This window comes from Salegentibacter mishustinae, assembly GCF_002900095.1.
Lineage (GTDB): Bacteria > Bacteroidota > Bacteroidia > Flavobacteriales > Flavobacteriaceae > Salegentibacter > Salegentibacter mishustinae.
In genome coordinates this window covers 183,859-197,080 of record NZ_LLKN01000001.1, presented here as the reverse complement: position 1 = coordinate 197,080, position 13,222 = coordinate 183,859, and the positions used below count along the sequence as shown (strand labels likewise).

Annotated in this window: 16 protein-coding genes; 8 read left to right on the top strand and 8 right to left on the bottom strand. The window is 37.2% G+C overall.

Annotation, left to right across the window (positions count from 1 at the left end; all coding sequences use genetic code 11):
• Positions 1-5: 5 nt before the first annotated feature.
• Positions 6-563 carry a DUF1684 domain-containing protein gene (locus APB85_RS01020; RefSeq protein WP_057480299.1) on the top strand — a complete coding sequence of 186 codons (558 nt, stop codon included), beginning with the start codon at positions 6-8 and terminating at the stop codon, positions 561-563.
• Between the two features lies 1 nt (position 564).
• Here APB85_RS01020 and APB85_RS01015 read toward each other — a convergent pair whose 3' ends face one another.
• From APB85_RS01015 to APB85_RS00990, 6 genes are all read right to left on the bottom strand, one after another.
• Entirely contained in the window at positions 565-1,680 is a 1,116-nt protein-coding gene (locus tag APB85_RS01015; RefSeq protein WP_057480298.1) for a porin, read from the bottom strand.
• 115 nt (positions 1,681-1,795) lie between these two features.
• Positions 1,796-3,037 (bottom strand): ammonium transporter, encoded by a 1,242-nt coding sequence (locus APB85_RS01010; protein ID WP_057480297.1) that lies wholly within the window; start codon positions 3,035-3,037, stop codon positions 1,796-1,798.
• A gap of 30 nt (positions 3,038-3,067) precedes the next feature.
• Positions 3,068-3,406 carry a P-II family nitrogen regulator gene (locus APB85_RS01005; protein WP_057480296.1) on the bottom strand — a complete coding sequence of 113 codons (339 nt, stop codon included), beginning with the start codon at positions 3,404-3,406 and terminating at the stop codon, positions 3,068-3,070.
• A 171-nt stretch (positions 3,407-3,577) separates the two neighbouring features.
• Positions 3,578-3,952 carry a fluoride efflux transporter CrcB gene (gene crcB, locus APB85_RS01000; protein WP_057480295.1) on the bottom strand — a complete coding sequence of 125 codons (375 nt, stop codon included), beginning with the start codon at positions 3,950-3,952 and terminating at the stop codon, positions 3,578-3,580.
• Between the two features lie 6 nt (positions 3,953-3,958).
• The gene (locus tag APB85_RS00995) at positions 3,959-4,990 is read right to left on the bottom strand and encodes an SRPBCC family protein (RefSeq protein ID WP_057480294.1); all 1,032 of its coding nucleotides are present in this window, start codon (positions 4,988-4,990) and stop codon (positions 3,959-3,961) included.
• A 57-nt stretch (positions 4,991-5,047) separates the two neighbouring features.
• Positions 5,048-5,236, bottom strand: a complete 189-nt coding sequence (locus APB85_RS00990; RefSeq protein ID WP_057480293.1) for a hypothetical protein — start codon at positions 5,234-5,236, stop codon at positions 5,048-5,050.
• A 66-nt stretch (positions 5,237-5,302) separates the two neighbouring features.
• On the opposite strand from APB85_RS00990, the gene APB85_RS00985 reads away from it, so the two are divergent.
• The gene (locus APB85_RS00985) at positions 5,303-5,689 is read left to right on the top strand and encodes a pyrophosphohydrolase domain-containing protein (RefSeq protein ID WP_057480292.1); all 387 of its coding nucleotides are present in this window, start codon (positions 5,303-5,305) and stop codon (positions 5,687-5,689) included.
• 56 nt (positions 5,690-5,745) lie between these two features.
• Positions 5,746-6,777: a Gmad2 immunoglobulin-like domain-containing protein gene (locus tag APB85_RS00980; RefSeq protein WP_057480291.1), complete on the top strand. Its 1,032-nt coding sequence runs from the start codon at positions 5,746-5,748 to the stop codon at positions 6,775-6,777.
• 135 nt (positions 6,778-6,912) lie between these two features.
• Here APB85_RS00980 and APB85_RS00975 read toward each other — a convergent pair whose 3' ends face one another.
• Complete coding sequence (locus APB85_RS00975) at positions 6,913-7,980, bottom strand: branched-chain amino acid aminotransferase (protein WP_057480290.1); 1,068 nt, start codon at positions 7,978-7,980, stop codon at positions 6,913-6,915.
• Positions 7,981-8,083: 103 nt separating this feature from the next.
• Here APB85_RS00975 and APB85_RS00970 point away from each other — a divergent pair, with 103 nt between their 5' ends.
• From APB85_RS00970 to APB85_RS00960, 3 genes are all read left to right on the top strand, one after another.
• A complete protein-coding gene (locus tag APB85_RS00970) occupies positions 8,084-8,590 on the top strand; it encodes a DUF4920 domain-containing protein (protein WP_057480646.1) in 507 nt (168 codons plus the stop codon).
• Position 8,591: 1 nt separating this feature from the next.
• Positions 8,592-9,266: a tRNA (5-methylaminomethyl-2-thiouridine)(34)-methyltransferase MnmD gene (gene mnmD / locus APB85_RS00965; protein ID WP_057480289.1), complete on the top strand. Its 675-nt coding sequence runs from the start codon at positions 8,592-8,594 to the stop codon at positions 9,264-9,266.
• 70 nt (positions 9,267-9,336) lie between these two features.
• A complete protein-coding gene (locus tag APB85_RS00960) occupies positions 9,337-10,239 on the top strand; it encodes a TIGR01777 family oxidoreductase (RefSeq protein ID WP_057480288.1) in 903 nt (300 codons plus the stop codon).
• Between the two features lie 167 nt (positions 10,240-10,406).
• Here the strand turns inward: APB85_RS00960 and APB85_RS00955 are convergent, their stop codons facing one another.
• On the bottom strand, positions 10,407-11,075 hold the full coding sequence (locus APB85_RS00955) for a YceI family protein (RefSeq protein ID WP_057480287.1): 669 nt from the start codon (positions 11,073-11,075) through the stop codon (positions 10,407-10,409).
• Between the two features lie 157 nt (positions 11,076-11,232).
• On the opposite strand from APB85_RS00955, the gene APB85_RS00950 reads away from it, so the two are divergent.
• Both APB85_RS00950 and dnaJ read left to right on the top strand, forming a co-directional pair.
• Positions 11,233-11,826: a nucleotide exchange factor GrpE gene (locus tag APB85_RS00950; RefSeq protein WP_057480286.1), complete on the top strand. Its 594-nt coding sequence runs from the start codon at positions 11,233-11,235 to the stop codon at positions 11,824-11,826.
• A 30-nt stretch (positions 11,827-11,856) separates the two neighbouring features.
• On the top strand, positions 11,857-12,987 hold the full coding sequence (gene dnaJ, locus APB85_RS00945) for a molecular chaperone DnaJ (protein WP_057480285.1): 1,131 nt from the start codon (positions 11,857-11,859) through the stop codon (positions 12,985-12,987).
• Positions 12,988-13,222: the final 235 nt, after the last annotated feature.

Genomic DNA, 13,222 nt, shown 5'->3' with positions numbered 1-13,222 from the left:
CCTTAATGCTTTCTGTTTCAGCTACTGCTCAGGAAGAAAATTTGGAGGAATTTCAGCGGGATATGAATGAAAAATTTAGTGATCCCGACCGTACTCCGCTTTCAAAAGATGATTTAGCTCAATTTAAGAAGCTGGATTTTTTCGAGATTGATTCAGCTTTTCTAGTGAAAGCTCATTTTTTAAGAACTCCGGCTGAAGCTCCTTTTAAAATGGAAACTACCACTAATAGAAAACCTGTTTATGTGAAATACGGAGAATTGTATTTTAGTATTAAAGGGAAAGATTTTAAACTGGATGTCTTTCAAAATCAGGAGCTAATCTCAGATCCTGAATATTATAATTACCTGTTTTTACCTTTTACAGATCTTACCAATGGTGAAACCACCTACTCCGGCGGACGGTATTTGGACTTAAGGATACCGGAGGGTGATTCCATTTTTTTAAATTTTAATAAAGCATATAATCCTTATTGTGCTTATAATGGTGATTTTTCATGTCCTATAGTTCCTGCTGAAAATAATTTGGAAATTGCAGTTACAGCAGGCGTTAAGAACTTTAATTGATTTAGAACGCATAAACCGCAGCCAGTACAAAAGAGGAAAGATTATCGGTACCATCTAAATCTGAATCAATAAAGACCGGCGATGGAGTATTAGAAACTTTATCCAGGCGTAGTTCCGGTTTAATAGTTAGGTTTCCCACAGTGTAATTACCGGTAAGCGTAAAATCTATTGCTTCAGCATCAGTGCCGTAAACAGGGCCGCCATCTTCCAGTTCTTTAAAATATTCAGCTCTTAAACCAATAGCAAAACTATCGGAAGTTTGAAACTGCGGATACAGTGCTGCTCCGTAAAATCCCGCGCCATCTGTAGTGTTATAAGTGGTGTTAAGGCCTAAATAGAAAGCATCGGTAAAATCCCAACCTGTAGTCAAATCTATCTGAAACGTTGCCTCGTCTGAAATTGGCATTTGCTCACCGTATAATAGGTTTAGGTATGCGCTTCCATTTGTGTTAGAATAGCCTAACTGTCCGCCAAAAGAATATTTTCCGTAGGGATTAAATTCAGTCCAGTCTGTGGGATTCATAATGGCCAACATTGCGCTCCAATTATCATCTATCGTGAAGTCTGCTTTAATTCCGGTATGCGAAAAAGGGCCATAGGAAAACATATAGGAAGTGGAATAATTGAAATTGGCAGCCGGGGAAATCACTTCGTATCCCAGGAAGGTATTGAAATTCCCCAGTGTTAAAGTAACTGCATCTGACACATTCCAGTAAGCATATAATTGATTTACGATATTGCTGGGAGCGCCTGATGCGAATACAGCATCTTCTCCACGAGGTCCAAAAACCAGGTCGGCCACAAAACCTACTTTTTCTCCTTCGTAACCTAAAATTACATTCGCCATTCCAATAGCGAAACCGGGATCGTTTGCAAAAGAAGAAGCTGGAGCTTGTGGGCCTGCAATAATATCACCGGCTTCATTGTACTCATACTTATTTAGTCCATTAAAATTTGTTCTGAAGTAAGTATCTACAGAGCCACTAATACTAAAATTAGACATAAAGCTTTCAACTTTAGTTTCTTCGGTTTCCTGCGCCTGCAAGTTATTTCCGGCAGCAAAACAGATTCCTAAAAGGAATATTTTTCGGATATTTGTAATGGTAAATTTTTTCATAATAAAAGTCTTGTTTAATAAGTTGAAATGTGTTGAGCAAAGCTTTATGAGAGGTTTACTTTATAGGAGCGCTCCGCCAAGCGCTCCTTTTTCTTTTATAAGCTTTAATCTTTATTTATCTTTCGTGGACCGTTCCAAATTCGGCATAGGCATCCATACCGTGTTCATGAGCGTCCAGGCCTTCGGTTTCTTCTTTTTCTTCCATTCTTAAGCCCATAGTTGCTTTAATAATAGAAAGAATTACGAATGCAGAAATACAGCAGAAAGCACCAATTATTCCCACGCCCGCCAATTGGGTAAGGAATTGATCAAAACCGGCCATACTTCCAAAAATTCCTACGGCGAGGGTGCCCCAAATTCCGCAAGCCAGGTGAACAGCTACTGCACCAACAGGGTCATCCAGTTTTAGTTTATCAATAAGCGACACCCCAAAAACAATAACTCCTCCTGCTACTAGACCAATAAGCACCGCATCAAAAGGAGACATAAGGTCTGCACCTGCAGTAATACCTACCAGCCCACCTAGAATTCCGTTTAGAAACATGGTTAGATCATAATTTTTATAAGCAATTGTTGAAACTAAAAAAGCTGAAATACCACCGGCTGCTGCAGCAAGACAGGTTGTTACCAGAGTAATAGAGGTCAAAGAAGGATCGGCTGAAAGAACTGAGCCTCCGTTAAACCCGAACCAACCTAACCAAAGGATAAAAACTCCTGCTGTTGCCAAAGGAATATTGTGACCCGGAATTGCATGAGACTGCCCATCTTTTCCAAATTTACCTAAACGAGCTCCCAGTAAATAGATAGCTATTAAAGCTCCCCATCCACCTACTGAATGTACCAGGGTAGAACCGGCAAAATCATAAAAGCCAAGACCGTCTAAGAATCCACCGCCCCATTTCCAGGAACCTACAATCGGGTAAACTATCGTAATATAAATTACCGAGAAAAGCATAAAACTTCCCAGCTTTATTCGTTCTGCTACCGCCCCGGAAACAATAGTTGCCGCAGTTGCCGCAAACATGCCCTGGAATAGAAAATCTGTCCAGTAAGTGTAGCCTTCATTATAGGCTAAGTCTAAAGAACCATCTGCAACAGGCGCACTTAACCCGAAAAGGTCAAAGAAGTAATCCGGAATTACTCCGGCTAAAAATGAGCCCGGATACATTAAATTAAATCCAAGAATAGCATAGGTAAGTAAGCCGGCACAAATTATAAATACGTTTTTAAATAAGATATTAATGGCATTCTTTTGTCTTGTAAGTCCAACTTCAAGAAGTGAGAAGCCCAGGTGCATAAAAAAGACCAGGGCGGTGCACACCATCATCCAAACATTATTTGTAGTAAGTAATTCCATAAAAGTGATTTTTTATAATGAGTTGATATTTTAAGAAAGAGAGTCTGTTCCTTTTTCTTTAGTTCTTATGCGGTAGGCTTCATCCACCGGTGTTACGAATATTTTTCCATCTCCCACAGAACCTGTATGGGCGGCTTTTAAGATTGTTTCTACTGTGCTTTCTACATTGTGATCTGATACCACTAAGGAGATCTTGCGCCGTTGAATATCGCTGGTACTATAAGATACTCCGCGATAAACGTGGCCTTGTTTCTCATTACCTACTCCGGTAACATCCCAATAGCTAAAAAAATTGACTTCGGTTTCGTGAAGTGCTTTCTTGACTTCGTCAAACCTGGACTTTCTAATGATTGCTTCTATTTTTTTCATAAAAACTTGATTTTTAATGGTTATAAAAGTATAAAATTATCATAACACCCATAAAAAAATAGGGTGTCATGCTTAATTAATGCGAATAAAACAAAAACAACCCCTAATTTTTTAGGGGTTGTTTTTATAAAAGGCTAAGTTTTACTTTGTTTGTAAATTTTGGGGTGCCGGCTAGGTTAGTTTGGAGAGAAAAAGACCTAAAAAGACAGCTAAAATTCCAAGAATTATGCTTCCAAAAGCATAAAAGAAGAAATTTAGGTAGTCGCCCGAACGTAAAAGTGCTTGATTTTCAAGAGCAAAACTTGAAAAAGTAGTGAAACCGCCGCAAAAACCTACGGCCAGGAATAATACGAGATTAGAACTAAAGAATTCGTGCCGGGCAGCGAGGCCTAAAATTAGGCCAAGCAATAGACTTCCAAGGATATTTACGGTAAAAGTTCCGTAGGGTAGAAAAAAGGTTTCAGAATTTAAACTTTTACTGATTAGGTAGCGCAAAACACTGCCAAGGCCGCCACCCAGAAAAATCAATAATAGTTGTTTAAACATAAGTGTTTATTTAACAGGAATGTAAAGGTGTGTGATCCATTTAGCAGGATTAGCCACTTGTTCTGGGGAAGTTAAATGAACTTCAAAATTTTGAGCATCCTCTATAACTTCAAGATCGTTCTCTGCAATATAATTATAGGCGGTGTCCCAGGCTTCTTTAAGGTTTTTATAATCACCTTTTAAAGTGGTTTTTAAGACCTTTTGGTTGGGTATGAATCCATTTAAGATCTCACTTTCAGCGGGCGTAATTACTTCGCTGGAGGTAAATATTCCTGCTGAAAAAATAGCTGTTCCCGATGTTTCGTTCCAATCATTGTAAAGAACAAAAGGATTTCCGTTTTTCTCAATCCCGTTTTCATCCATATAGGTAGAGACTTCGGTAAACATCGGAGCCATCTTTTCATCTACCTGGCTAATTTTGCTGGCAGTAGTAGTGTACATATAATAACCGCCACCGTGCTGAATAACACCATCTACATTAATGGTGTATTTATCCATTTTATTTAAAATGACGCTTTCCATATTATTAAGACCTTTTTGAAACTTTGGACGCATCATTTCTGAAATACTTTGTTCCTGAAAGGTGAAAGCTAACTTTTCCATAAAACTTTGATGACCTGTAATTCCCCAGGTAACTTCCGTCCCGTTTTCAATCTCCTTGAACTCCCAGTAGACATCGCTTGTAGATTCTCCAAAAGAAGTTTTAAAAGTGATTTCCTGTTCAATTTCAGAATAAGGTTTAGCCGCAATAGTCTTTATTTCTCCATCACCGGCACTCTCGCTTTTCCAGGAATAAGTAGCGCTGTCTCCACTTGTTTTCGCTCCGTATTCTATGATCATATCATCGGCTTCAGCAGACCAGGGCTCCCAATTTTCCCAGTTTTTAAGTTCATTAACTTCCTGGAAAACCATTTCTACCGGTGCGGTAATTACTTTGGTTTCTTCTACCTGGTAATCTCCATCTTTTGTGGCGATATAGATAGAACCCGCAATTATCACTATTAAAAGTAGAAAGAAAAGGTATTTTAAAATTTTCATATAGGTTGGTTTAGAAACGAAGATACTTATTTTAACAATATTTGGTAAACAAGATATTTAGGGATTTAAAAAGGTTTTAAGTATAAACAGTAAGCCTATAAAGGCAAGAAATGCCAGAAGTACCCAAATACTACCTTTATATTGTTTTTTATGTAATAAAGTATCTTTTTTATAACTAATCACAATAATTATTACAAAAACGACTACAAATAAGCCTGCGAAAACGAGTTGGCCTGTGCTAAACATTTTATTTACTTTTATGCAAAGTTAAGGTTTTAGGCTTAACCTGTAATTGATTTAAATTATATAAAAATGAAGAAAAGACTCGCCGCAGTAAAGCAATTTCATACCAGCTTTAAATTAGGAATTTCTGACGATCCAATAGCTTCCCTGGGAGACCAAAAAAACCGGTTGCGTTACGAATTAATGAAAGAGGAGAACGAGGAATACCTGGAGGCAGCAAATAATGGAGATCTTACCGAAGTAGCTGATGCCCTGGGCGATATGTTATATGTTTTATGCGGAACCATTATTGAACACGGACTGGAACATAAAATTGAAGCAATTTTTGATGAAATCCAGCAGAGTAATATGAGTAAGCTGGATGAAAACGGAAATCCAATATATAATAAAATGGGCAAAGTAATTAAAGGGCCAGCCTATGTTAAGCCGAATATTGCAAAAGCGCTTAGAGACTAATTTTGTTGATTTTTTAAAACGAAAGCAGTTTTTTATTTTAAAGCAAAACTTAAAAAATGAAACTTTCGGTTATTTCTCTTATAATAATTCTTATGGGTTTAGGCTGTAAAAACCCTAAGAAAACTGAAAAAGATTCCAGTGGTGAAGTAGAACAAGATACCCTAATTGAAGCACCAGCAGAAATTCAAAAGTATAAGGACGATACCTGGAATTTCGCTTTTGAATACCCAGAAGATCTAATGGTTTCTGAAGGGAAATTACCCGGCAATAGCGTGGTAATAAATGTCTATCCAGAAAACTTGAATATTTCAAAACCGCTGGCAATTCATGAAAAACCAGAAATTCCCTACATCGCTTTCTTACCAAAAGGTTTTGGTGTAGATGCTCCTTCGGGTAGCAAAAAATCTATAAAAGATTGGGATGCTAATCTAAATTTATCTTTTAATATCAATGAAATTGAATCCCAGGTTTATCTTCTGGAAAACGGCGAGCCTTGGGCCTATTTTCTAAGGTTTAACCAACCGCCGGAAAAATGGAACGAAACCGGAGGAATTTTTGTGCATTATGCATTATCCAACTTTAAGGCTTCCTGTGTTTCTGCAATGGGTGAAAGCAAACCTATGGAGCAATGCGATCCTATGGGAGAAGATAAGGTTAGTTTTTCGGGAAAAGTAGAAGAGGAAAGCAAGAACAAGTTGAATATGGTTTTGGAGTCACTTTACTTTATGAGAGAAGATGCTGAGGAACGTAAAGATTTTTCCGATCTTATTAATGTGGAAAAGCCTCTGCCTAATATCGAAATTACTTCTCCTTTAGAAATTAAAGGGAAAGCTCGTGGAAGCTGGTTTTTTGAAGCCGAAGCTCCAGTGAAACTGGTAGATAAAGATTATAAAGTTTTGGCCAAAACCTCCGTAAAAACCGAAGGAAAATGGATGACAAACGATTTTGTGTCATTTTCTGGCAAAATAAACTTCGAAAACGCTCCAGATGATGAAAGAGGTTATTTAATCTTTGAGAAATCTAATGCTTCTGGCAAGCCTGAACTGGATGGAAAATATACCTTACCAGTATTGTTTCCGCCAAAATAGTTTACGTCCAACCTGAATTTACTTCAGGTTCTATACTCAAAGAAATTTAAAGATTTTACGTAGAATACTTTATAAAAAAACCTCACAGATTTCGAGAGTCTGTGAGGTTTATTTTTTTTTTAAATATCGGTAATATTATTTTACCAGGTGTCTCCAACCATGCTTATCTTCTGCCTGGTTGTATTGAATTTTCATTAGTCGGTCTTTAAAAGATTTTCCGTAGGAATCTTCAAGTTTTGGAAGCTCAAATTTTTCCCCTTTATAGCCAAAACCAGAAATAGGATTAATTACCGTTGCGGTACCAGAGCCAAAGATTTCTTTTAGTTCGCCTTTTCTAGCAGCTTCAACAATTTCAGAAACTTTTACTCTCCTTATTTCTACTTCAATATTAAGGTCTTTAGCAAGATCTATTACACTTTTTCGGGTAACACCATCTAGAATTCTATCACTGGTTGGCGCAGTAATTAGTTTGTCGCCCACTCTAAAGAAAATATTCATTGTTCCGGCTTCCTCAAGGAATTCGTGTGTATTGGCATCGGTCCAGATTATTTGCTGAAAACCGGCTTCTTTTGCAAGGTTTGTTGGATAAAATTGTGCCGCATAGTTTCCGGCAGCTTTTGCAGCCCCAACACCACCATCGGCAGCTCGGCTGTATTTTTCTGAAAATTGAACCCTCACTTCACCGCTATAATAGGCCTGGGCAGGAGAACAAATAATCATAAATTTATACTTAGTAGCAGGATTTGCTGAAACGCATTCCTCGGTAGCAATTACAAAAGGACGAATGTATAGCGAATTTCCAAAACCTTTTTTGATCCAGTCTTTTTCAAGTTTTAATAATTCTTCCAATCCGTTAAAGAAAAATTCTTCCGGAAATTCAGGAATTGCTAACCTTGCACTGGATTTATTGATTCGTTTAAAATTTTCGTCTGGTCTAAAGAGCCAAATTTGGTCATCTTCATCTTTATAGGCCTTCATTCCTTCAAAAACAGCCTGGCCGTAATGAAATACTTTTGCTGAAGGGGCTAATTGTATTGGGCCGTAAGGCTTTATTTTTGGATTTTGCCATTCCCCATTAGCATAATCACATTCAAACATATGATCTGTGAAAATCTCGCCAAAAACCAGGTTATCAAAGTTTACTTCTTCAATTTTAGATTTTTGGACTTTATTAATTTCAAGCTGGTTAGTATCGTATTTCATTATCATTAGTTTAGTTAACAAATTTACCTAAATTAAAACAGAATCAAAATCTAAAGTTTTGGTAAATTTGTTTGCCTGCAAGGTTTTAACTAAAAATAAGAAAATGAGAAAAATTGTATTTATACTTGGTTTATCCCTAATTTTTACAGCTTGTAAAAACGAAAAATCTAATAAGGAAGATGAAGTTTTAGCTGAAGCAAAGCCTGAAACTTATAATTCTTTTGGCGCCGAAATTTCAGCTGAAAATACTTTAACCAAGGCCGAGGCTTTGGAGAAATTTAATTCGCTAAAACCGGGCGATACCTTAGACCTTAAATTTTCTTCAAAAATTAATAGCGTTTGTAAAATGAAAGGCTGCTGGATAATCCTGGAACTTCCGGAAGAGGAAGAGGTGAGGGTTACCTTTAAAGATTATGGTTTTTTTGTGCCTAAAGACAGCGAAAACACAGAGGTTGTTGTAGAAGGAAAGGCTTTTTTAAATGAAATGTCTGTTGAAGATCAAAAACACTATGCTGAAGATGAAGGGAAATCTGAAGCTGAAATAGCGGCGATTACTGCTCCTGAAATTACCAGGACTTTTATAGCAGAAGGTGTACTTTTAAAAGAATAACTTGGAAAGAAAAATCATAAGAACCGGCGATGGTTCGGTAACTATACATTTAAGTGAGTGGGACGAACAGTATCATTCCAAACACGGCGCGATACAGGAAGCGCAGCATGTGTTTATAAAAATGGGTTTAGAATATTGGGTTGGCCTAAATAAAGAGAAGCAAATTTCTATTCTGGAAATTGGTTTTGGTACCGGTCTAAATGCATTTATCACTTTTCTTGAGGCTAAAAAGCTTCAGCTGAATATAAATTATATTGGTGTAGAAGCCTATCCTGTTTCTGAAAATGAAATAGGTGAGCTTAATTATGCAGAAATGCTTTCCGCAGAAAATCAGCTAGATGCTTTTCAAAAAATGCATCAAATTCCGTGGAATACGCAAGAAGCTATCGCCGAAAATTTTCAACTGGAAAAACAACAAAAGCGTTTTGAAGAAATTGAAGATGTCAACAAATACGATTTAGTGTTTTTTGATGCTTTCGGTGCCAGGGTTCAACCGGAACTGTGGACGGAAGAAATTTTCGATAAAATGTATGCCGCGATGAAAAACAATGGGGTTTTAGTGACATATTCAGCAAAAGGAAGTGTGAGACGTTCTATGCAAACGGCAGGTTTTATCGTCGAACGGCTACCAGGTCCGCCAGGAAAACGCGAAATGTTAAGAGCATTAAAAAAGTAGCAGGTTTTGCTGTTAAATGAGTAAAAATTTTTAGTTGAGATTTATACTTGTTGCTATCTTGTAAAGAAAAATGCGAGTATTAATTACAGGTGCCACAGGCTTAATTGGATCAAAAATTAGCCAATTATGTAGAGATAAAGGAATGCAAGTTCATTATCTCTCTACCAGTAAAGATAAGTTAGAAAACAAGGAAGATTATAAAGGTTTTTACTGGAATCCCAATAACAATGAAATTGATAGTGAAGCTATAAAAGGTGTCGATGCTATTATAAACCTGGTTGGAGCCAGCATTGCCGAAAGATGGACTGCAGAACAGAAAAAGGCCATTCTTAAAAGCCGAACTGAAACGGCTCACTTACTTTACAAATGCTTGCAGGAAAACGAACACCAGGTAAAAAACCTTGTATCTGCCAGTGCCATTGGAATTTACCCCAGTTCTCTAGAAAAGCTATATACCGAAGAAGATAAAGGCGTAGATGATTCTTTTGTAGGCGAAGTTGTTGTAAAATGGGAAGAAGCTGTAGATAATTTTAAAGACCTGGGAATTGAGGTCGCTAAGATTAGAATTGGACTTGTACTAGCCGAAAATGGAGGAGTGCTTCAAAAATTAAAAGAACCGGTAAATTTTAATGTAGGTTCACCGCTGGGTAGTGGAAAACAATGGCAATCCTGGATTCATATAGATGATATAAGCGGGATTTTCCTCTTTGCCTTAGAAAATCACCTAACAGGTATTTACAATGCCGTAGCTTCAAACCCTGTTACCAATAAAGAATTAGTGAACGAGGTGGCTTCCCAAATGGGAAAACCGGTTTGGTTGCCCAATGTTCCTAAAGTAGCCCTCAAATTAGTGCTTGGCGAAATGTCTCATATTGTGCTGTCAAGTCAGTTGGTGAGTAGTGACAAAATAGAGGAGGAGGGTTACACCTTTGAATATGTAAATCTTGCCAAAGCCCTGGAAGATCTTATTTAAATGAATTACTTGGGAGCAAGTTCATTAAGATTGTTATTGGAAAATATAATTTCAAATTAAGCCTTGGACCTTAATTTCGATTATCCAGTAAATTAGAAATGTATAAGCATAAAAAAAGGCTGTCAAAAATTTTGACAGCCCTTTTTGTATTCAAATTATGATTCTTCTTAAGCTTTAGTAGCTTTAAGGTTGATCTTTAAAGTAATATCATCACTTACAAAGTTATCTCCTAATCCGTCAAAAACAGATTTAGAACCAAAGTTTACGTTCCAGTTTGTTCTGTCTATACTAAACTCTTCACTGGTAATTTCCATACTATCGTCAGATTGGTTAATGCTAACCGGGAAAGTTATGTTTTTAGTTTCTTCTTTAATTGTAAGGTTACCAGATAACATTTTTTGACCGTCTTTTTCAGTAATTTCGGTTACTTCAAAAGTAGCCTCAGGATATTTTGTAGCGTTAAAGAAGTCACCTTCTTTACCTTCTACAGTTCCCATCAAGTGAGCTTCAAGGTCTTTTTTGTCTTTACCTTCAAGATCGGTAACGTTAATAGATTGCATATCAATTACAAAACTTCCGCTTTCAATAATGCTATCATTAGCGCTAAAAGTACCTTCAGCAAGCTTAATAGTTCCGGTATGTTTTCCGGTTGGTTTACTTCCTTTCCATTCAATAACAGAAGCGGCAGTATCTACTTTAAACTCCATAGCTTCGGCTTGCGCAGTTGCTGCATCTTTAGCTTCAGAAGTTTCGGCCTTATTTTTATCGTTTTTACATCCTACAACTACAGTTAAGAAAGCTGCAATCACAAAAGTGCTTAAAATTGATTTTCTCATTTTGTTAAAATTTAGTTTTATTTTAGTTTGCGAAATTACTGAAACTTAAAATACGTGAATGCTAAATGTTTACTAAATAATTGTAGTGACATTTTGACACCGAATCATTATTGGCAATGATTTTGACCCGTTGAGCGTATATTAAAATGCAATAAAGATGAGCAAGAATAAAAAAGATATAAAAGAAGAGCAACAGGATCAGCCTGTTAAAGATCAGATTGAAGATGTGATAGATGAAGCTATCGATGAAGTTGAAAATGATGAAAATGGTAAAGCCAATGAAGAGGAGACCCCCGAACTTACTGAAGAAGAAAAGCTAAAGGAAGATCTTCAGAAAGAAAAAGATAAATTTCTTCGCCTTTTTGCTGAATTTGAAAATTACAAAAGAAGAACTTCAAAAGAACGATTAGAATTGTTTAAAACTGCCAACCAGGAGGTGATGACCGCCATGTTGCCAGTATTAGACGATTTTGACAGGGCTTTAAATGAGTTGCGTAAATCGGGTGATGAAAATTTAGTTCACGGGGTGGAACTTATTCATAATAAATTTAAGGAAACGCTTACCAGCAAAGGTCTTGAGCCAATGAATGTGGAAGAAGGAGACGCTTTTGATTCTGAAATTCATGAGGCCATAACCCAGATACCTGCGCCTAAAGATAAGCTTAAAGGCAAGATAGTTGATGTAGTAGAGCGAGGTTATAAGCTTGGGGAACGTATTATTAGATTTCCTAAGGTAGTAACCGGCAAATAAAAAGCTTTTTAGAATCCGCAAAACGAGACCATGAAAGAAGATTATTACGACATATTAGGCATAAGTAAAGGAGCTTCAACTGCCGAGATTAAAAAGGCATACCGAAAAATGGCCATTAAATATCACCCAGATAAAAATCCGGGCGATAGCGAGGCTGAAGAAAAATTTAAAAAATCGGCTGAAGCATACGAAGTACTGAGCAACGAAGATAAACGAGCCCGTTACGACAGGTTTGGTCACCAGGCATTTGAAGGTGGCGCCGGCGGTGGCGGAGGCTTCGGCGGAATGGATATGGATGATATATTCAGCCAGTTTGGAGATATCTTTGGTGGTGGCTTCAGCGGCGGCGGAGGCTTCTCTGGTTTTGGTGGTGGCTTTGGCGGTGGTCAAAGACGCGCTAAAGGAAGCAACCTTAGAATTAGGGTGAGTCTTACTTTAGAGGAAATTGCCAATGGTGCCGAGAAAAAGATTAAAGTAAAACGAAAAGTTCAGGCACCCGGTACTACTTATAAAACCTGTACTACCTGTAAAGGTACAGGCCAGGTAACCAGAGTAACCAATACCATTCTAGGTAGAATGCAAACCGCTTCGCCTTGTACAGCATGTAGTGGTTCTGGCCAGATAATAGATAAGCGACCACCTGAAGCAGATGCTCACGGCCTGGTACAAAAAGAAGAAACCGTTTCTATTAAAATTCCTTCGGGAGTTGAAGATGGAATGCAGTTAAAAGTTTCAGGAAAAGGTAATGATGCCCCTGGAAATGGAGTTCCCGGAGATTTATTGGTAGCAATAGAGGAAAAAGAACATCCAAGCCTGCAGAGAGAAGGTGATAACCTGCATTACGATTTGTACATTAGTTTGTCTGAGGCTGTTCTTGGATCTTCCAGAGAGATAGATACCGTGACCGGAAAAGTGAGAATAAAAGTTGAAGAAGGTGTGCAATCTGGAAAAATCCTCCGACTTAGAGGAAAAGGAATTGGTAATCTAAATGGTTACGGAAAAGGAGATTTGCTGGTTCACGTAAATGTTTGGACACCTAAAAATCTTAATAAAGAACAGCGCGATTTCTTTGAAAAAATGGCTGAAGACGAGAACTTCCAGCCTAATCCAGAGAAAAGCGATAAATCATTTTTTGAAAAAGTTAAAGATATGTTTTCTTAGAACCTCGCTTTTAAGAAAAAATTTATATATTTGATTATCACTAAGTCTTTTAGTGACAATTTTTCTTTTTCATAGCAATTTTTTTCCCATCCTTAATTTATTAAGGGTGGGTTTTGTTTTTTAGAGCATTTCTGAAATCAATTTTTTTTCTTAATGCAAAACATCTCTCGTGCTATTTCAATATATTTACTCGATAATCAAGAGTAAATGTTCAGAGATTTCCCACGAAATCAAA

Excerpts from the sequence above, each read along its gene's own strand:
- APB85_RS00960 (WP_057480288.1), top strand. The coding sequence starts at position 9,337 with ATGCGAGTATTAATTACAGGTGCCACAGGCTTAATTGGATCAAAAATT.
- APB85_RS00995 (WP_057480294.1), bottom strand. The coding sequence starts at position 4,990 with ATGAAAATTTTAAAATACCTTTTCTTTCTACTTTTAATAGTGATAATT.
- APB85_RS00950 (WP_057480286.1), top strand. The coding sequence starts at position 11,233 with ATGAGCAAGAATAAAAAAGATATAAAAGAAGAGCAACAGGATCAGCCT.
- APB85_RS01020 (WP_057480299.1), top strand. The coding sequence starts at position 6 with ATGCTTTCTGTTTCAGCTACTGCTCAGGAAGAAAATTTGGAGGAATTT.
- APB85_RS01010 (WP_057480297.1), bottom strand. The coding sequence starts at position 3,037 with ATGGAATTACTTACTACAAATAATGTTTGGATGATGGTGTGCACCGCC.
- APB85_RS01015 (WP_057480298.1), bottom strand. The coding sequence starts at position 1,680 with ATGAAAAAATTTACCATTACAAATATCCGAAAAATATTCCTTTTAGGA.
- APB85_RS00955 (WP_057480287.1), bottom strand. The coding sequence starts at position 11,075 with ATGAGAAAATCAATTTTAAGCACTTTTGTGATTGCAGCTTTCTTAACT.
- crcB (WP_057480295.1), bottom strand. The coding sequence starts at position 3,952 with ATGTTTAAACAACTATTATTGATTTTTCTGGGTGGCGGCCTTGGCAGT.
- APB85_RS01005 (WP_057480296.1), bottom strand. The coding sequence starts at position 3,406 with ATGAAAAAAATAGAAGCAATCATTAGAAAGTCCAGGTTTGACGAAGTC.
- APB85_RS00970 (WP_057480646.1), top strand. The coding sequence starts at position 8,084 with ATGAGAAAAATTGTATTTATACTTGGTTTATCCCTAATTTTTACAGCT.
- APB85_RS00985 (WP_057480292.1), top strand. The coding sequence starts at position 5,303 with ATGAAGAAAAGACTCGCCGCAGTAAAGCAATTTCATACCAGCTTTAAA.
- APB85_RS00975 (WP_057480290.1), bottom strand. The coding sequence starts at position 7,980 with ATGAAATACGATACTAACCAGCTTGAAATTAATAAAGTCCAAAAATCT.
- APB85_RS00980 (WP_057480291.1), top strand. The coding sequence starts at position 5,746 with ATGAAACTTTCGGTTATTTCTCTTATAATAATTCTTATGGGTTTAGGC.
- dnaJ (WP_057480285.1), top strand. The coding sequence starts at position 11,857 with ATGAAAGAAGATTATTACGACATATTAGGCATAAGTAAAGGAGCTTCA.
- APB85_RS00990 (WP_057480293.1), bottom strand. The coding sequence starts at position 5,236 with ATGTTTAGCACAGGCCAACTCGTTTTCGCAGGCTTATTTGTAGTCGTT.